The organism is Treponema sp. (genome assembly GCF_052169735.1).
In the GTDB taxonomy this organism is placed as follows: Bacteria; Spirochaetota; Spirochaetia; order Treponematales; family Treponemataceae; genus Treponema.
In genome coordinates this window covers 21763-40948 of sequence record NZ_JBQNBW010000009.1, presented here as the reverse complement: position 1 = coordinate 40948, position 19186 = coordinate 21763, and the positions used below count along the sequence as shown (strand labels likewise).

Below are 19186 nucleotides of genomic sequence, written 5' to 3'. Positions count from 1 at the left end.
TACCCAGATGGAGGTTTGATAGCAATTATGTTTTGGAGAATGATAGCCGGTTCTCTTTTTCGCCAAAAGGGAAAGATGGCAATGATTGCATTCACCATTGCATTGGGAGCAAGCCTTTCAAGTGCAATGCTCAATACCATGCTTGGTGTCGGCGATAAGGTGAATCAGGAACTAAAAACCTACGGTGCAAACATCAATGTTGTGCATAAAGAAGCTTCGCTGTTGGATGACATTTACGGTGTAGAATCCGGAAGTACAAAAAAATATTTACGCGAAGATGAACTCTATAAAATTAAGACGATTTTCTGGGCATATAATGTTGTTGACTATGCCCCCTTTCTCAATGTTGCGGCAGAGTATCAGGGACAAAATAAGCCTGTCCGCCTGACCGGTACCTGGTTTGACAACACAATAGACTTGCATACCGGGCAGGAAGTTATTACCGGAATTAGGCGGATGCGGACATGGTGGGAGGTTACCGGCAACTGGGCTTCCGATGATGATGATTCCAGCTGTATGATCGGCAGTTTGTTTGCAGGCAGGAACGGCATCCATGTAGGAGACACTATCGAGGTAAAAAGCGCTGCGGGAATAGCAACGCTGACGGTGTCCGGTATTTTCAACTCCGGCAGTAATGAAGACGAATATATCTTTACGACACTGCATACGGCACAGCGGCTGTTGGGTAAGACTGATGTGTGCGAAAGTATTGAAGTCAGCGCCCTTACCACCCCCGATAATGATTTGGCACGGAAGGCTGCACGGAATCCCTTGAGTTTAACCATCAAAGAGATGGAGGTGTGGTACTGTACCGCGTATGTCAGCAGTATCTGTTATCAGATTCAAGAAGTGATAACCGATGCAGTCGCAAAACCGGTGCGGCAGGTGGCAGAATCCGAAGGGGCTATCCTGAATAAAACCAGCCTGCTTATGCTGTTGATCACGGTGCTGAGCTTACTCGCTTCTGCTTTGGGGATTTCCAACCTCGTAACCGCAAGCGTTATGGACAGACGGGCAGAAATAGGCTTAAAAAAAGCGATCGGGGCAAGCAACGCAGCTGTAACGGTCTCTGTACTAACGGAAATTATGATTATCGGGCTTATCGGCGGTACCATCGGCTACTTTGCAGGCTTAGGACTCACCCAAATTATCGGCAGAAGCGTATTCGGTTCGGCTATTCCCCCTGCCCCGATGGTTATCCCGATTGTTATTTTGATTATCTTCCTTATTACCTTGCTGGGGAGCTTCCCCTCGGTGAAATACCTGCTCAAGCTCAACCCGACGGAGGTGCTGCATGGACGGTAGGAAAGGGAGTGGATATGCATATCTTGCGAAACGCAGTGAACGGAGTAGAGCGCTATGACACGAAATAAAATGTATCTTAAAATGATTACCAGCTCCTTGGTGCGCCGCCGCTCGCGGATGCTGGTTGCCTTGCTGGCTATTGCGATCGGTTCTACGGTACTATCCGGCTTACTGACTATTTATTACGATATTCCGCGGCAGATGGGGACGGTGTTCCGCTCATACGGTGCCAATCTGATTTTTCTTCCGGCGGAAAGCGATGCCAAAATTACCCCGGAGCAGATTGCGCGTATTAAACAGGGTATCAACCCGGAGAAATTGGTGGGATTCGCGCCGTATATTTATCAGTCTGCAAAGGTAAATGAACAGCCTTATATGATCGCCGCTACAGATATGGAAAGCGCGAAAAGCAACAGCCCGTACTGGCTCATCCGCGGAGACTGGCCGCATAATACAAAAGAAGTACTGATCGGGCATGAGATCAGCCGCAATATCGGTCTTTCGGTTGGGGACTCTGTTATTGTCAATACGCCAAAACCGGACGGCGATCTTACAGTCAACAAATGCGTTGTTTCTGGAATTGTTACCACCGGCGGTGTAGAAGAAGAATTTATCTTTATGAGTTTGGATGATATAAAAAATATTATCGGCTATAACGACCAATTTGATGTTATTGAATGCAGTATTGATGGAAATCAGGAATACCTTAAATCTATTGCAGAAAATACCGCAAAAAACATAGCCGGTATTACCCCGCGGCTGGTAAAACGGGTAACAGAATCGCAGGATGTTGTTTTGGGTAAGCTGCAAGCCCTTGTGTGGATTGTTACCATTATTGTGCTCTTTTTAACGATGATTTGTGTAACGACAACGATGATGGCGGTAGTTGCAGAACGGCGGAAAGAAATAGGGCTGAAGAAAGCGCTGGGAGCATCCAATAGCAGCGTTGTAAAAGACTTCCTCGGTGAAGCAGTGATGCTGGGGCTTGTAGGCGGTATTCTCGGTGTGGTACTGGGTTATATCTTTGCAGATAACGTAAGCATTAGTGTATTCGCCCGCAGTGTTTCATTTCCGATTCAGCTTGCCCCCTTTACGGTTATTGCATCGATTGTTATCACGATTGTTTCGTGCTTATTCCCGGTTCGCGCCACCGTGGATATTGACCCTGCCCTGGTTTTACGCGGGGAGTAGAAAGGAACATCTTCTGTTTTTAAAGGTTCCCCAAAGGAGAATTATATGGATATTTTAACATTAAACGGCATTTCAAAGATATACGGCGACTTAAAAGCCTTAGACAACATCAACTTAAACGTAGAAGAAGGCGAATGGCTTTCTATCATGGGGCCGTCCGGCTCCGGGAAGACAACCCTGATGAATATCATCGGCTGTATGGATAAACCATCGCTTGGCAAGATTGAGCTTGCGGGGCAGGATATTTCCAAATTATCTGCAAAAGATCTGACTGTAGTACGGCGGGATACTATCGGGTTGGTTTTTCAGCAGTTCCACCTGGTCAACTACCTTACAGCGCTTGAAAACGTAATGATGGCGCAGTACTATCATAGTATGCCTGATGAAGAAGAGGCGATGGAAGCGCTTGCAAGCGTCGGCTTAAAAGAGCGGGCAAAACACCTGCCTAATCAGCTTTCAGGCGGCGAGCAGCAGCGGGTATGTATCGCCCGCGCCCTCATAAACCACCCCAAACTGCTCCTTGCAGATGAACCGACCGGTAACCTCGACGAAAAGAACGAGCTTTTGGTTATGGAGATTTTTGAAAAGTTGCATAATACTGGTAGTACCATCATCGTTGTTACCCACGACCCGGAGGTTGCCGACCAGGCAGAGCGGATGGTGGTGCTTGAGCACGGAAAAATTGCACGCATCGAAAAAATGAGCAGAACCCGGCCGGCGCTGCAAAGGTGAGACCGGTAAAGTAAGCGAAAGACTCACAGGAGAAGCATACAGCAAAAAATATGCTTGCTTTTAAGGGAAAGGAGACCGGTATTGTGGCAGCTGGAACAAAATATACTAAAAAATACAAACCGGATGCTGGACGGGAGAAGATAACTATCCTGTATGAAGATGAATATCTTGCAGTGGTGTATAAGCCTGAAGGGATGCTTTCCGTTCCGTATCCGGGGAGTAGGGTACAGACTGCGCTTGAAATTCTTGAACGGATTATGCGCAAAAAAGGATCATATTCTCAAGCCCATCGACCTTTTGCCGTTCATCGTCTTGATAGAGAGACTTCCGGAGTGATGATGTTTGCAATGACAGAAAAAGCCCAAAAAAAGATTATGGATAATTGGCAGACTCTGGTAACAGGTCGTATTTACCGTGCTGTTGCGGAAAATCCTGTGCAGGGAAGTGCTGTACGCGGAAATTCCGGCGCACTGAAAGATAGCGGCACAATTAACGACGGCATTGCCTATAATGTACATAATAGAGGTTTTGTTCCGCATGATAAAACCCGCTTTAAGACAGTCAGTGCTGTAACTCATTACACAATAATTGAGCGCGGAGTGCATCATACCCTCTTTGAATTAAGTCTTGAAACGGGAAGAAAGAATCAAATCCGGGCGCATCTGGCATCGAAAGGCTATGTTCTTGCCGGGGATGAAAATTATCGTGCAAGGACAGATCCTTTCGGACGGCTTGCCCTTCATGCACGGACACTTGTGTTTACTCATCCGGTTACAGAAGATCAGCTTACATTTGAAATACCTGAACCGGAAGAATGGCTTTTGTATGTGACAAAAGGAGCGAGCCGCAGCAAGCGTCATATCCATGAGAGGGAAGCATGTAGCTGCCGCACCGACAGACCTGCACGCTCTGCTTTTTGTCATTCTACTGGCAAAAAGCGCTCAATAAGATGCTCATACCTCAAAACCTGATAAGGGCATCTCGAAAAAACTCAGGTATAGTTTTTAGAGGATACCCTAAGATACTCCGGCTGTTGTTCCGGCGGCAGCTGTGTTTGTTCAATCAAAGCTGTACTGGATTCAACGAGTACCGTGCGTTCAACCGGCTCTATCTTGCCGATAAAAAAGTTGCCTGCTGCTTGAATAACGTGTACCCGGTCACGGTATTGCAGTACCTGCAAGGGGAAAAAGCTCCGCGCTGTGAGAAATTCCTCCGATTCATCCAGCAATGCTGCTGTTTTCTCTGACGAAAAGAGCGGTACCCAGTAGTAAAAACTGACATCAAAGCTGTTTTCCTCTGCGGCTGGGCTTATAGACAGCTGGGAAAGTCCGTAAATAGAACCTCCGTTGAGCGCAGCGATAACCGCAGTCTTATAGCGCTCCGGTTCGGTATCGGCGCTGGCAGGCGGTTGTACGTGCTGTTGGCTATGCACTGCGGTGCAGATTTCAAGAAATTCATGCGGGTTATAATAAATCTTCTTCCGTTCGTATGCTTCCCGCATTTTTGACGTTACAAAAAGATGTACCAGTAAACCTTCGTATTCAGAGCCTGCCTTGTTTTTAGTATATGCAGTTACCCGTGCCTGATCCAGAGCGCCGACTGCGGTGTAAAAACCTTGCACTACCGCTTCCGGAGAAAGCCCTGCGGTTTCCGGCGGTTTATTGAGGGTTCGGATAATACCGATAGCTGCTGCTATCAATATGATGATTCCTGCTGCCGCTGCTGTGAGCTTTCCTGCGTTCCTTGCTAAAAAACGTTTCCGGTTAATCCGTTTCCGCTCAGTTTGAATAAAGGCAGTGAGCTGTTTCTGAGATACCTGCTCTGTAGAGGTAGCGAGTGCCGCAGCAGAGTTCGCCGTATTGCTTGTGTCTGCGGCATGAGGTATATCAGTGTAAAAGAGAGGGCTTGCTGTGCTGCGGTATGCACAGAGCTGCTCACAGCCGGAAGGAATAGTTTGCGCAGTCTGCTGTGTCGTCAGTGCAAGCCCTTCGTTAATGAGCATTTGTACTTCCTTTACGAGCCTTGGACAGCGGAACCCGATGGGAATATAGACTCCATCCCGGATATTCTGCACAAGCTGCTCTGCAGTTCCTGATATTCCTTCCGCATTGTGCTGTTGTACTTTCGTATCTTGCTTTTCCGGATGTTCTCCGTCCATATCGGCAAAGGGAATAGCGGCGGCATTAAACGGGGCTTTTGCAGTAAGGCAGCGGTAGCTGAGCGCTGACAAGAGAAAATATGCAGCGCGGGGGAGAGGAGCCCTCTCTCCGTCCGGATGCATATAAGGATAATGATGGGTCAGTGCCGTTTTGGGAGCGGCGAGCGTACAGCGCTGCACTAAGCGCGGCGGCAAAATAATCAGATCATGACTGGCTGTATCTCGCAGCAAACACAAGGGAGCAGCCATCGCTGTGCGGAAAAACGGATCGCTCATTGCTCCGGCGGTATGTGCATCCAGCAGCATAGTGAAGAGCCGGTACAGCTCCCGCACAGCATCGCCTCTGTCCATATTGGGATCAGCGGCAAAGCTGATCAGCGGCTGTACATCGGTAAACGGAAGGATAATACCCATCTCTTCTCTTTTTTTCTCAGCATTAAAAAAGGCAGCGGTTTCGCTGAGGTAAAAAGGCTGCACAGAATTGTCTGGACTAATCCTAAATCCCGTATCGTGGAGATATTGGGTGATAGTTGACTGCGCAAAGATACGCGGTTCCATACCGGCGGTTAGGCAGCAGCATGGTTTGTTATGTAGAAGATAAGTTTGCAGTATCATAGTCTAAACTCCGTTATCGGCATTCCAACAGTAAACCTGTTCTGAAACTTCCGTTTCTAAAACAGGATACCTTGAAATGCGATGTTCACGCATCGTGTTATTTGTGCAATGCGTGAACTTGTCGACCTGTTCGAAAACGCAGTTATCGGACAGGTCTCGTATTCTTAAAAACTTAATGCGTAATTTTCCATAGCCGATGGATTTTTTTATTTCTAAAATCCTCGGGAATTGATTGGTGACTCACATCTTTCACGGTGAACAGCTGCTTGCGGTAGATAAAACAATCCGGTACAGACGGTATAACCGGTTCATCGGAAAGCGCTTCGCTACTAAACCTGAGTGTCCGTGAATTAGTAGAAAAGTAGAGTATTCCGTGAGGACTTAAAAGCGTGCAGCAGCTTCGTACAATATCCTGCCAGTGCCGGTTGACATCAAAAAACTGCGGTGTACGTTTTGAATTGGAAAAGGTTGGCGGATCGCAGATGATAATATCCCAGCGTTTCTTTTGCTGCAGAGCGCTGTCTAAAAAGGCGCGTACATCGCTTTGTACAAATCTGCAGCGCACCGGATCATCAACACCGTTCAGTTTTGCATTTTCTGCTGCCCACTGGAGGTAGTTTTTTGATAAGTCAACGGAACATACCTGTGATGCCCCACCAACCAGCGCATGAATAGAAAACGATGCTGTATAGCAAAAAAGATTGAGTACGGTTTTGTGAGCAGCTGTTTCGGCAATATGGAGGCGGGTGGGGCGGTGGTCGAGAAACAATCCTGTATCAAGATAATCTGAAAGATTGATAAAAAAACGGCAGTTCCCTTCCCGTATAATAATCCGCTTGCCGTATTCGGCAAGTTTTTCGTATTGCGCTTCGCCCCGTTGTCGTTTCCTGTATTTTCCGTACACACGGTCGGTAGGGATATCCAGTACAGCACAGAGAGCCTGGGTTAATTCAGCCGGAGAAGCTGCTTCCTTAGCACCATTAGCACTGTCGGTATGTGCAGCTCTTTCATATTCGGTTAAGGTTGCAAAGATGCAGTTCGTACCGTCTTCAATGTAGAGATCAACAGCAGCAGGAACCTCAGGAATATCCTTATCATACAGCCGATAGGCACAAGTACCGATACGGCGTGCATATTTCTTGAGATGTTTATACCGTTTTTTTATGCGGTTATAAAAAAGCGCTGCTTGATATGAGTTTGCATAGTTACACATCGAGTCCTCGCAGAATGCCACAAGAGAACACTTGAGCGTTTACACGTAAGGCATGCTGAAAAATAATGCGCCGGTGCCTGCCTGTTACATACGAGTATTCATCATAACGCCGAGGAGGGCATAACCGGATGTAAGGTCTTCTTGCTGGACGAGAACTTCAGCTGGGGCCTTAATTTTGACATTGGTAAAATTCCAAATAGCGTCAATTCCTGCTTCAATGAGCTGATTGGCAATAGTTTGTGCACTCGGTGATGGAGCGGTAAGAATTGCCAAGGCAGGTTGCAGCACCTGAATTTGTTCTGCTAAATCTTTCATGCCGAAGATCGGAATACCGTGAATCTTTTTACCGATCTTTTTTTTGTCGTTATCAAATGCTGCACAAATGTCTAAGCCATGATCGCGAAAACCTTGATATCCTGTTAAGGCGGTGCCGAGGTTCCCCGCACCGATGAGAATTGCCTTTTGCTGTATATCCCAGCGGAGAAAATGTTCAATAGCTGCAACAAGCTCATCAACCGGATAACCTTTTTTAGGTTTACCGATAATACCGGTAATTGCTAAGTCTTTACGTACTTGAATAGGCTCAAGATGAAGTTCCTCGGCAATAACCGTTCCCGAAATATACTGGTCCCCGTCTGCTTGCGCTTGTTTTACAATATGGAGATAAGAGGGTAATCTTCGTATTGAAGGTACCGCCGGAATCTTTATTCTTTTCATCTGCCTCACCTTGCTTATTAAAATAAAACATCAGAATCGCTCAAAATTGAAGCTTTGCACGTTCTTATACCTTTTATCTATCCCTAACTTCTATGATATAAACAAAAGACTGAAAGGTCAAGATAAATAATTTTAAGCATATATTCCCCATTTTTAATATTTATTTTTAGAATAAAAATGCCGAAGCGCAAAACTCAATGCTGCTTTGCACTTCGGCATAGATTTTTCGTTAAACCTGTTCGAAAACTTTCGTTTCTGAACAGGTCTATTATCTTCTATAAAACTGGAATTATAATGTCAAGAATGCGCCGGGACCAAGCGGCAAACCGGTTACATACCATATAATCATCAGCACGAGCCACGAAAGCAGGAATGCGATGGAATACGGCAGCATCATAGAAATCAGTGTTCCAAGTCCGGCATCTTCATCGTATTTTTTTACAAAGACAACGATCATTGCAAAATAGCTCATCAATGGAGTAATGATGTTTGTGCTTGAGTCTCCAATACGGTATGCAACCTGTGTTAAGGCAGGGGAGAGTCCGAGGTTTACCATCATCGGTACAAAGATCGGCGCCATAATTCCCCATTTTGCAGAGGCAGAACCGATAAAGAGATTCAAAAACGCAGAGATGATAACGAAAGCGATGATTAATGGTAAACCGGTAAAACCGATGCTCTTTAAGAAGTTTGCGCCGTTTACGGAGATAATGGTTCCGAGGTTTGTTTTGCCAAAGTAGCTGACGAATTGTGCAGCAAAGAATGCCAGTACAAGGTAACCGCCCATTGAACTCATTCCGTGTGTCATACCTTTTACGAGGTCGTTTGATTTCTTGATCTTTCCTAATGTCTTACCGTATACCAAACCGGGTACCAAGAACAAGATTAAAATAGCGGGGAGCAAACCGCCGTGCATAAAATTACTGAGGGAACTAGCCCCTGTTTTGGGATCTATTTCGCTTAAAATAGCAAGGGAGGGAAGACCGGGTAAACCGAACATACCGATAACGAGCAGTATAGTTATGATTAAAATGGAAATTCCGGCTAATTTGAGCGCCTTTGTTTCTTCTGCAGAAACGGGCATATCATCGGGCTTATAGTCTCCGTTATATGTTCCAAGGTTCTTTTCTACAATTTGCTCTGTAATTAAGGTTCCGACGATTGTTAACAAGAAGGTTGAAACAATCATGAAGTACCAGTTACAGGTAGGATCAAGTGAAATATCTATACCGGCATTGTGCAATGCTTCAATAGTGATACCGGTTAAGAGCGGGTCGGTGGTTCCCAGTAAGAGGTTTGCGGAGAAACCGCCGGAAACACCGGCAAAGGCGGCAGCAAGACCTGCCAGCGGATGCCGTCCTGCATTAGCAAATACGATAGCGCCGAGCGGGATAACAACAACATATCCTGCATCGGAAGCAATATTACTCATAATACCGGCAAAAACAACAACAGCAGTCAGCAGGCGGGGATTGATATTGGACAGGAGTTTCTTCAGTGAAGTATTGATAAGACCTGTCCATTCCGCAACACCGATACCGAGCATTGCAACCAATACGGTACCGAGCGGAGCAAAACCGGTAAAGTTTTTTGTTGCACTATTCAGCATATACCGGAAGCCTTCCACATTCAAAAGAGAAAGCGCTTTTATGGTAACATCTTTTCCTTTTTTTGCATCAAAATAGGTAACAGGTGCACCGAATGTTTCTGCAAGGGCAGATACGATAACGACAACGATGCTGAGAATAAAGAAGAGCATCGCAGGATGCGGAAGCTTGTTTCCAATCTTCTCAACACCTTTGAGGAAGCCTGAAACTTCCTGGTTCTTTTTTGTACTCATAAGAACTCCTAGAAAATAGTTTCCACACAATATATGCGGCAATCAGTACCATTATACCGGATGATTTGTTAATTTGCAAATCCCATTTTGCAGAAATATTGATAATTTACCGCAAAAGATACTGGTACCGCCCTAAAAACTCGGTTGGGTTTTTAAGAAATTGAAGTTTTTAGAGGTTCTCACTAAGATATGAAAAATATATACATTTCTGCTGTCTTTTTTGTGATTTTTTATTATAATAAAAAAAAGGATCGTAGGAGGATAGAAACGGAAATTGATTCTTATAGCTGCAAAACGGCTATTCAATTTTTCTTTTCAAATACCGATACATTATGCGATAGATTGTTTTTATTGAAATGAGGAGGCTTCACAGCGATGGGAACATCGTTTATATTAGCGCCGTCTTTATTGAGCGCAGATTTTTCGCGGCTTGCTGAAGAACTGACATTTATAGAAGCAAATGGCGGAGAATGGGTGCATCTTGATGTTATGGACGGAGCTTTTGTACCGAATTTAACCTTCGGCGCACCGGTTGTGCGATGTCTGCGGAATAAAAGTACGCTGCCCTTTGATGTGCACTTAATGGTAGAACGTCCTCAGGATTTTGTAAAAACATTTGCAGAAGCCGGTGCTGATTATTTTACCTTCCATATTGAAGCCTCTGTCCATGCTCATCGGCTTATTTCTGAGATACGGGCAGCGGGTATGAAGCCGGGGGTGAGTATAGTGCCGTCAACCCCTGTACATATTTTAGATGAGGTGTTACCTTTAGTTGATTTGGTGTTGGTTATGACGGTGAATCCGGGTTTCGGCGGGCAAACGATGATTTCCGGTTGTCTTGAAAAGGTTCGGGAATTACGGAAACGGCGCACCGAAAAACAGTATACCTATTTGATTTCCGTAGACGGCGGCATCAATGCAGCAACGATTACCAATGCCGCAGATGCAGGCGCTGATGTGATTGTTTCGGGATCATCCTTTTTTTCCGGAGATATAAAGAAATGAAAAAGAAAATAATGATAGTATGGCTGCTGTGCTGCGCCATATACGCAGTTTTTGCTGCTGATGATGCCATGCTCACCGGTTTGGATGCATACAGCCGCGGCGATTGGACTGCTGCTGCTGCTGCATTTGAACAAGCTGCGGAAACACAGCCTGAAAACCGCACTGAAGCCTTGTACTGGCTTGTGATGGCAGAAACTTCGGCAGAACGGTATGTGCGTGCATTGAGTTATGCCGATTCCTTTTTGGCTGCTGCACCCGGCGATGAACGGGCTGCGGAAGTACGGTACCAAAAAGGACGGATTCTCCATCTGTCCGGCAGCTATATAAACTCGTCAGAGGTCATGTATCAATTTATTAAAGACTATCCAGATCATCCGAAAGTTCCTTCTGCGTATTATTGGATAGGAGAGAACCTCTACGCGGAAGGCTTATATGCTGATGCCCGCAAGGTTTTTGCAGCGCTGGTGGTCGACTATCCCAGTTCAGGCAAGGTAAGCGAGGCACGGTATAAGATTGTGTTGATCGACCAGCAGGCTGTGCGCAGTGAGCTTGCCCAGATAGTAAGTGAGGCGCAGGGAAAGGAAGAAGCTCTTCCTGATGCGCAAAGCTCCGCAGCTGCTAATACCGCCGATACTGGGGCTGCTGCCCGTTCGGAAGAAGCACAACGGCGGGATGAAGAAATTGCCGAGAGGCTCAAGACATTGGAAGAAAAAATAGATGCGCTTGCAGAATCACTGTCTAAAATGTCTGCAGAACAGGAAAGCCTCCGTGTGCAAGAGCAGCAAGAAAGGCGGAAACACGCAGCGGAAGCACGGCAGAAAGAACTGGAAGAACTCCGGCAGCAGAGCCGTACTTTGGAACAGCTGTATAAGCAGCGCACAAAAGGAGTAGAATAATGCGGATATTCAATAAAAAAATATTGCTGATCTGTTTTTCAGCATGCTTGCTCTGTGGTATTGCTGCTGCGGATGAGATTGTTGAGATGGTTAGCGATCCTTTAAAACTGGTTATTTACCCAAAAACGGGGAATTTCTGCCTCTATCACTCCAAAGCGGAAGATGCCCGGAAATATGAACCGCTCTATGATGACCGTTCTCAGGCTTCCGTTAATATTTATTCGGTGCTTTTTAACGGTGCGATGTTTCATCTCAATAATAAAAGCGGAAAGAAAATCATTGTTAGTCAAACGAAAGACGAGATAACCCTAACTTTCCAAATCAGCTTGGACTTTTTGGCATCACAGACCTTTTCGTTTGTGCCTTCAAAGCAGCGCTCAACAGGCAAAATACTCAAGGTTGTAACGGAAATTCAAAATATTTCGGGTGAGCTTGCCGATATTGCGCTCAAAGCGGTCTTTGATACCTCATTAGGAGAAAAGAACTTAATTCCGCTTTATACTGATTTACGGAGCGAGATCGGTGCAGAACTGATGCTGCAGCCGGTATTGGAAAAAGATTCCGTGATTTTTTCCGCGGATAAGGGCTATGCCTGTCTATTCTTTTTACGGAATGAATATATGACGGTGCCGACCTTTGTGTATGCAGCAAACTGGGAACGGCTGGTAACAAAAAAATGGCTGCCGTCTTATGTGAGCGGTAGGTCGTTTAGGAAGTATACCTCTTCCGATCCGGGACTTTTATATGTGTGGTCTGAAAGAAAAGTACAGAATAAGGCAACATTATCTATAACAAACTGTATCGGCTTTTATGATTACCGTAATACTGCAGAAACCGCAACCGGCTATGCTGCTTATACCCAGCAAACGGGTGTATCTGTGCAGCAGCCGATTATTGTTGATCAGACAGTAAATAAATCGGTTGTTACGAAAGCGCCTGATGCAGCTCAGCCTACAGCACCTGCTGTTCAGCAAGCGGCATCCTCTAGTCAGCAGTCAGCCCCTGAAACACGGGAAAAAGCTCCCACTGTTCAAAAAAAGCCTGTAAAAAAAGCTCCGGAAAAAGACTATCAGTATGTCAAAAAGCTCTTGGACAGGATTGCAGAACTGGAACAATCTCCGGATGAACTTTCAACCGAAGAAATCCGTAAATTGCGTACGGAGGTTGATAACGCAATAAAGGCCATACAGGAAGAATAATGGCGTCTTCAATTCTCGAACAAGCAAAAAAGCAATTTGCGAGGGGAAATTATCAGCAGGTTATCCAGCTGCTGCAGCCTCATGTTACTCAATATGTCACCTCCGGTGATTCAAAAGACTCCCTCTATAATGCCTCGTTCAATAAATCGTTTCCGTTTTATTTGTATTTGGGGCTTGCTTGTTTACATGCCGGGGATATAGGAGGAGCAGTAGATTATCTGACCTGTGCACGGCGTATTAAAATGACCGATCCTGATCTGCTCTGTGCTCAGGCTGTCTTATTTTTACGGCGGGGAGATACCGCCCGTGCGATTGATTATTATCTTGAAGCTGTTGAGTATAACCCTAATCATGCATTGGCGCGGGATGGACTTGAGTTTATCCGGACGCATAATACCCCGGAGGCAATTGGAGAAGCGGTTGAAGCGGGCGAAATAAAAAATTATTATCCGCGTCCGGGTGTGCAGACATACCATAAAAAACAGTTGACTGTATTAGCTGCTGCGGGAGGAATTGCGTTTGCCGCAGTGATCGTTATTGTGTTATTGATAAAATTTCCTATCAATTTTGATAAAGTACGCGGTACACGGGCTGACCTTTCTTCTTTGGTGCTGTTGTCGGAGGAAAAAGCCCGTCCTATTGACACAAGCGGGACGTACCGCTACAGCCTTTCGGAAAAAGAAGTGTTGAAAGCGTATCAAAATGCACAAAAGTACTTTCAAAATTCACAGGATAACTTAGCGCAGATAGAGGTAAATAGGATTCTTTCTTCAAATGCAGCTCAGTCGATTAAGTATAAAGCCCGGCTTTTGATGGGCTATTTTGCAGTGCCGGGTTTTGATACCGTGCGGGACATTCCTGCGTACAGCGATGTGCGGGCTGATATTCCGCTGTATCTTGACTGTTGGACTATTTGGTCGGGAATTGCAACCAATATTCAAACTGATGGAGAAAATACCAGTTTTGACCTGTTAGTCGGATATGGCGACCGTGTACAGCTCGAAGGAATTGTTCCGATATTCTGTAATTTTTCGGTACGGATAGATTCGGAGCGTCCGATTGAAGTTCTCGGTAAGATACAGCAGCGGGGCGGTGTGCTTTTCTTGAAGGCAGCCGGAATCCATCAAAGCCAAGTGCCGGCGAATAAAAAATAGACTGTACGGCGCTCAAAGCAGGCTTTGCTTTGTCTTTCGTGTTGGCAAAACATCAAATGCAGGTACAGCGGTAAATAGGCGGGTATCTTAAATTGTAAGGTCCTCTATTGTGGTGTTGAGGCGTGTAAAATAATAGCCGTGCAAATTGACTTTTTATGGGAGTACAAACGCTGATGTATAAGGCGGATACAATACGGATAGGCGGGAAAGGGCTAGTGCGGAGTGTTACATTGGGCGGAGATGCTCCTATTGCCGTACAAACAATGTGGAAACAACCGCTGCGGGAAGATACGCTTGCAGAAACGGTGCGGAAAATTGCTGAGTTGGAACAGCTTGGCTGCGATATACTCCGGTTTGCCGTCCCTGATGCCCCAAGCGCAGAGGCTTTTGTAAAGCTCACCCGTATAACACCGATGCCGCTTGTTGCCGATATTCACTTTGATTATCGGCTTGCCTTGCGTTGTATGGATGGCGATGCAGCAAAGATACGCATCAATCCGGGGAATATCGGTACTGAAGAGCGGGTGAAGGCGGTGATCCAAAAAGCGCAAGATACTGGAACGGTGCTTCGGATCGGGGTAAATACCGGCTCTCTTCCCGCTGATTTACGGAACCGCATGGAAGAAGAAATGCAGGCGGGGCGTGAAGCTGATGAAGCGCGGGCTGCGGCTTTGGTGGAAGGCGCGTGCAGAGAGGCTGCTTTTTTTGAAACGCATGGGTTTAAACAGTATTTAGTATCCATGAAGGCTTCATCAGTGCGGGAAACCGTGCTCGCAAACGAGCTTTTTGCACAAAAGTCTGCCGTTCCGCTCCATCTCGGTGTAACGGAGGCAGGGCCTCTTGTTTCAGGTATTGTAAAAAGTACGCTTGCGTTTTCTAAACTGTTTGAGCATAATATCGGTTCCACCATACGGGTCAGTCTTTCTGATACAATGGAAAATGAATTGATTGCAGCCCGGGAAATTCTGATGGAATGCGGGAAACGGCAGGGGGGAATCCGGTTGGTATCGTGTCCCCGCTGCGGGCGCAACGGATTTGATGTGCACGGTTTTGTTGAGCGCTGGCAGCGGAGGCTTTTTGCCGAAAAAAAAGATATAACCGTTGCCGTGATGGGCTGCGTTGTGAACGGGCCCGGCGAGGGAAAATTTGCTGATATAGGTATTACCGGTGCAGAAAATATGGTGCTCCTCTTTAAGCGGGGTGTGATTGTACAGCGCATTGATGTGCAAGGCTTAAGCGATTCGGAGCGGAACGCTGCCGTCGATGCTGTCTTTGAAAAGGAATTGCAGAGTTTATGAAAAAGTTCGCAATACTATGGTGTATTCTTCTTGTGAGCGCCGGTCTCTATGCGCAAAAAACTTCGGTTTCTTCTGCCGACTATCCATGGCAGCTGTTAGAGCAAGGTAAAATTGCCTATGAAAAGCGGGAATTCGGTACCGCACTGCTCCTGTTCGGAAAAGCACGGGAACTGCGCAAAACGCAGGTTGCCGCTCAGTATGACTATCTTTTTTCTGCAGTGAAGCCTTATCAGGTGCGGGCAGCCGGCGATCTTATTGCTGATGTCTATCGGGTACTGGAGAAACGGCAGGATTATGAAGCCTGTGCAATATTAGATAAGATATTTCTGACTCATCCCCCTGCTTATTTTGATAAATCGATTTCTGCACTCTTAGACTGGTTCAAAAGAAGCGGTGTTTATCCTGAGTGCGACTATCTTATCGGCAAAGTGTATGAGCTTGAAGGAGAACTTTCCCAGTCCCGGCGCTTTTATAAGACTGCGTGGGAGTCGCGGGAATTTTTGTATATTCCGGATATGCGTTTTGAAATTATTTATTCGCTGGCTCAAATTTCTGGCTTATTAAAGCAATACGATGATCAAGAAAAATATCTCCTGCTCATTCTAACGGAAGATTCCGTCTATGGAACGACAAACGTCGAGAGCGCTACATTACGGTCGATGATCCATACCGTTAAAAACGAGCAGACAATAGAAAAATTTTTCTCACTCTACCGGCATCATAATGATATAGCCCTCCGTGCTTATATTGAACTAACCGATATTTATATGCGTGCTGAAGAATACGACCGGGCATTTAGAACCGCTTTGCTCGGCTCTGATATCGCGGTAACGTACATGAGCGATACCCTCAAGCGAGTTGATTTTACGTACACCTACAGTACTTTTTCAGATTTGCTGCTGAGGGTTGGTACTAATAAAGATATACTGCATTGGACCGAAACAAAGAAAATCTGGGATGTCTTTTTACAGCTTGCCGACCTTCTGTATCGGCAAGGATATGTTGTTCAGGCAAGTGATTTGTATTACAAACTCGCAGAATACTGTCCTTCGTACACCTATGCAAAGGAAGCGTCTTATAAATTTTCGCAAACTTTTTAGATAGCATCGCTTTTGTGCATTTACCGGTGCCTGCCATGGATTCCACGGTTAAAAGATATACTCCTTGTGTATATTTTTTAATACGCGATGTTTGCAAAGCAACCTCGACATCCACTACCGCCACGGATGGCGGCGGTTCCATGCAGCAGTGACGTTTTTGCACAGCAAAAACTCGCGTTCAAAAATTGACAAGGAGGTCAATTTTTGAACTTGCCGCGGATGGCGGCGGTTATAGCAGATGCGATATTTCAGCGGTTGAAAATAAACCTACGATTTAGAACACCGCATTGCAAGGTAGTTTGTCAGAAGCATAAGTTTCCGAACAGGTTTAATGTTCTGCATTTTTCTTTTTCTCTGTTTTCTTCTAAATCCCTGCCGTGTGGTTCAGCCATTGCCAAAAGATACAAATCCGGTTTACAATGCTGATTATTTACAAACATATTTATATTGAGGTTTATATGTTATTGAAAGGAAAAAAAGCATTGGTAACCGGTTCCTCACGGGGAATTGGGAAAGAGATTGTCCGCCGCTTCTTGGAGGAAGGGGCGGAAGTGTGGGGACTTTGTACAAAGCCGTCCCAGGGAAAGGCAGAAATGGAGGCATTTGCAGCTGAGCATAACAGTGCATTCCATGAAATATATGCTGACTGCGGTAATGCCGAGGAGCTGACTGCTGCGGTTAAAGATGCGCTCAAGCAATCCGGCGGCTTTCAGATTTTGGTCAACAATGCCGGTATTACACGGGATGGTCTTTCGTTCAGAATGCCGCAGGAAGACTGGGATGCTGTGCTGCGGGTGAATTTGACAGGTGCATTTTTAGCTTCTCAGATTGTTTCCTCGGATATGCTGCGGAAACGGGAAGGTTCCATCATCAATATGGCAAGTATTGTCGGTCTCCATGGTCAGGGCGGACAGGTCAATTATGCAGCAAGCAAAGCGGGCTTAGTCGGATTTACGAAAAGTCTTGCAAAAGAGATCGGCAGCAGAGGGGTACGGGTCAATGCATTAGCGCCCGGCTACATTGAAACAGATATGACATCCTCATTACCGGAAGATGTCCGTAAAAACTGGGTAGAAACCGCAATCCCCTTAAAGCGGGGCGGTACCCCTCTTGATGTAGCAAACGCTGCTGTCTTTTTAGCATCGGATTTGTCTATGTATGTTACTGCGCAGGTACTTGGCGTAGATGGCGGTATGGGCGCTTAATTAGAGGAGAAAAACATGAGAAGAGTTGTAATTACCGGCATGGGAGCAGTTTCCGCTTTGGGAAATACGGTTGCGGAAACGTGGGATGGAATAAAGGCGGGGCGTTGCGGAATCGATAAGATTACTGTCAACTACGATACCGGAGATGACCGGGTAAAAATTGCTGCCGAATGTAAACAATTTGATCCTACTGCTTTTATGGATAAAAAAGATGCCCGCAAAATGGCGCGTTTTTCTCAGCTTGCCGTAGCAGCTGCGGTACAGGCAGTGGCTGATGCAGGGCTTTCAAAAGAGACTATTGATGGAAACCGTACCGGCGTAATGATTGGAAATGGAATCGGCGGCTTTGAAATTCACGAAAGTTCGTTCAAAAAATATTTTGAATCGGGGCATTCTCGGATTCCTCCGCTTACTATCCCGTTGCTTATTCCAAATGAGGCTGCAGGGAATGTCAGTATGCATTTCGGATTGCACGGTGTTTCGTGGACAATTACGACTGCCTGTGCTTCCGGTACCGATGCTTTAGGCAATGCCCTTGATTTGATCCGCTCCGGTAGAATGGATATGTGTCTTGCCGGAGGAACTGAGGCAGCGATTACAGGATTTGGGATTAATGCATTCAGCGTTCTGCAAACCCTTGCTGCAGACTATAATGATGAACCGCACAAAGCATGTTGCCCCTTCGATAAAAAACGGTCTGGTTTTGTGATGGGAGAAGGGGCTGGTATTCTCATTCTTGAAGAATACGAACATGCTAAAAAGCGCGGCGCAAAAATATATGCGGAGCTTGCAGGTTACGGCGGCTCATCCGATGCATATCATCTTACAAGTCCTGATCCGGAAGGAACAAGCGGCGCTCTCGCGATGATAAAAGCGTTGGAAGATGCGGGTGTCAAACCGGAAGATGTGCAGTATTACAATGCTCACGGAACATCCACCCCCATTAATGATCCCTCAGAAACATCAATGATCAAAAAAGCCTTTGGAGAGCAAGCCTATAATCTGAAAATCTCTTCTACAAAGTCGATGATTGGGCACTGCTTGGGTGCTGCCGGCGCTTTAGAGGCGATTATCTGTGTAAAAGCGATTGAAGAAGGCTTTTGCCCGCCTACTATCAACTTGACAGAGCCTGATTTGGAGGCAGGATGCGATCTTAACTATCTACCGCAAAAGGGGGTAGCATGTACTGTTGATTGTGCAGCCTCCGGCTCGCTCGGATTCGGCGGACACAACGGTGTGCTCGTGTTCAAAAAAGTAAAAGAGAATCTCTAAAAACTTCAGTTTTTTAGAGGTTTTCCTTAAGCTTTTTTGCGATGTTTTATAAAAATAGGATTTTTGTAAAACTCGCACGGTAATAGGCAACACGGACGTTGCCTATTACCGAAACATCGTTACTGCGTAGAACCACCACCATCATCCGTGGCGGTTTTTACGGTCATAACAAGATAAAGACTTATTAAAAAGACTCGTTATCAGCTTTGCTGATGCAGCATCTCTAAAAATCTATACCTGAGTTTTTAGAGATGCCCTATGATATAATTGATTGAAAAAAGGTATA

Annotated in this window: 16 protein-coding genes; 12 read left to right on the top strand and 4 right to left on the bottom strand. The window is 45.8% G+C overall.

Annotated elements, in window-relative coordinates; all coding sequences use genetic code 11:
• Nucleotides 1-27 precede the first annotated feature (27 nt).
• From ACTTJ8_RS02750 to ACTTJ8_RS02735, 4 genes are all read left to right on the top strand, one after another.
• Complete coding sequence (locus ACTTJ8_RS02750; protein ID WP_442720240.1) at nt 28-1305, top strand: ABC transporter permease; 1278 nt, start codon at nt 28-30, stop codon at nt 1303-1305.
• 54 nt (nt 1306-1359) lie between these two features.
• Nucleotides 1360-2496: an ABC transporter permease gene (locus ACTTJ8_RS02745; RefSeq protein WP_442718354.1), complete on the top strand. Its 1137-nt coding sequence runs from the start codon at nt 1360-1362 to the stop codon at nt 2494-2496.
• Between the two features lie 45 nt (nt 2497-2541).
• A complete protein-coding gene (locus ACTTJ8_RS02740) occupies nt 2542-3228 on the top strand; it encodes an ABC transporter ATP-binding protein (protein ID WP_442715417.1) in 687 nt (228 codons plus the stop codon).
• An 83-nt stretch (nt 3229-3311) separates the two neighbouring features.
• Entirely contained in the window at nt 3312-4199 is an 888-nt protein-coding gene (locus ACTTJ8_RS02735; RefSeq protein ID WP_442720239.1) for an RluA family pseudouridine synthase, read from the top strand.
• A 20-nt stretch (nt 4200-4219) separates the two neighbouring features.
• Here the strand turns inward: ACTTJ8_RS02735 and ACTTJ8_RS02730 are convergent, their stop codons facing one another.
• The 4 genes from ACTTJ8_RS02730 to ACTTJ8_RS02715 all read right to left on the bottom strand — a co-directional run bounded on the left by ACTTJ8_RS02730 (nt 4220) and on the right by ACTTJ8_RS02715 (nt 9771).
• A complete protein-coding gene (locus tag ACTTJ8_RS02730; protein WP_442720238.1) occupies nt 4220-6001 on the bottom strand; it encodes a hypothetical protein in 1782 nt (593 codons plus the stop codon).
• Between the two features lie 172 nt (nt 6002-6173).
• A complete protein-coding gene (locus ACTTJ8_RS02725; protein ID WP_442720237.1) occupies nt 6174-7214 on the bottom strand; it encodes a class I SAM-dependent methyltransferase in 1041 nt (346 codons plus the stop codon).
• Nucleotides 7215-7298: 84 nt separating this feature from the next.
• A complete protein-coding gene (locus tag ACTTJ8_RS02720; protein ID WP_442718350.1) occupies nt 7299-7931 on the bottom strand; it encodes a redox-sensing transcriptional repressor Rex in 633 nt (210 codons plus the stop codon).
• A gap of 289 nt (nt 7932-8220) precedes the next feature.
• Nucleotides 8221-9771: an AbgT family transporter gene (locus tag ACTTJ8_RS02715; RefSeq protein ID WP_442718349.1), complete on the bottom strand. Its 1551-nt coding sequence runs from the start codon at nt 9769-9771 to the stop codon at nt 8221-8223.
• A gap of 375 nt (nt 9772-10146) precedes the next feature.
• On the opposite strand from ACTTJ8_RS02715, the gene rpe reads away from it, so the two are divergent.
• The 8 genes from rpe to fabF all read left to right on the top strand — a co-directional run bounded on the left by rpe (nt 10147) and on the right by fabF (nt 18900).
• Nucleotides 10147-10776, top strand: a complete 630-nt coding sequence (gene rpe, locus ACTTJ8_RS02710; protein WP_442715411.1) for a ribulose-phosphate 3-epimerase — start codon at nt 10147-10149, stop codon at nt 10774-10776.
• Complete coding sequence (locus tag ACTTJ8_RS02705) at nt 10773-11672, top strand: tol-pal system YbgF family protein (protein ID WP_442715410.1); 900 nt, start codon at nt 10773-10775, stop codon at nt 11670-11672. The genes rpe and ACTTJ8_RS02705 overlap by 4 nt, the downstream gene beginning before the upstream one ends.
• Nucleotides 11672-12871, top strand: a complete 1200-nt coding sequence (locus ACTTJ8_RS02700) for a hypothetical protein (protein WP_442715409.1) — start codon at nt 11672-11674, stop codon at nt 12869-12871. The genes ACTTJ8_RS02705 and ACTTJ8_RS02700 overlap by 1 nt, the downstream gene beginning before the upstream one ends.
• On the top strand, nt 12871-14025 hold the full coding sequence (locus tag ACTTJ8_RS02695; protein ID WP_442718348.1) for a tetratricopeptide repeat protein: 1155 nt from the start codon (nt 12871-12873) through the stop codon (nt 14023-14025). The genes ACTTJ8_RS02700 and ACTTJ8_RS02695 overlap by 1 nt, the downstream gene beginning before the upstream one ends.
• 155 nt (nt 14026-14180) lie before the next feature.
• Nucleotides 14181-15323, top strand: coding sequence for a (E)-4-hydroxy-3-methylbut-2-enyl-diphosphate synthase (ispG, locus tag ACTTJ8_RS02690; RefSeq protein ID WP_442720236.1), 1143 nt, complete (start codon nt 14181-14183; stop codon nt 15321-15323).
• On the top strand, nt 15320-16423 hold the full coding sequence (locus ACTTJ8_RS02685) for a hypothetical protein (RefSeq protein WP_442718347.1): 1104 nt from the start codon (nt 15320-15322) through the stop codon (nt 16421-16423). The genes ispG and ACTTJ8_RS02685 overlap by 4 nt, the downstream gene beginning before the upstream one ends.
• 458 nt (nt 16424-16881) lie before the next feature.
• Nucleotides 16882-17628 (top strand): 3-oxoacyl-ACP reductase FabG, encoded by a 747-nt coding sequence (gene fabG, locus ACTTJ8_RS02680; protein ID WP_442720235.1) that lies wholly within the window; start codon nt 16882-16884, stop codon nt 17626-17628.
• A gap of 15 nt (nt 17629-17643) precedes the next feature.
• Nucleotides 17644-18900 carry a beta-ketoacyl-ACP synthase II gene (gene fabF, locus ACTTJ8_RS02675; RefSeq protein WP_442715404.1) on the top strand — a complete coding sequence of 419 codons (1257 nt, stop codon included), beginning with the start codon at nt 17644-17646 and terminating at the stop codon, nt 18898-18900.
• The last annotated feature ends 286 nt before the right edge of the window (nt 18901-19186 follow it).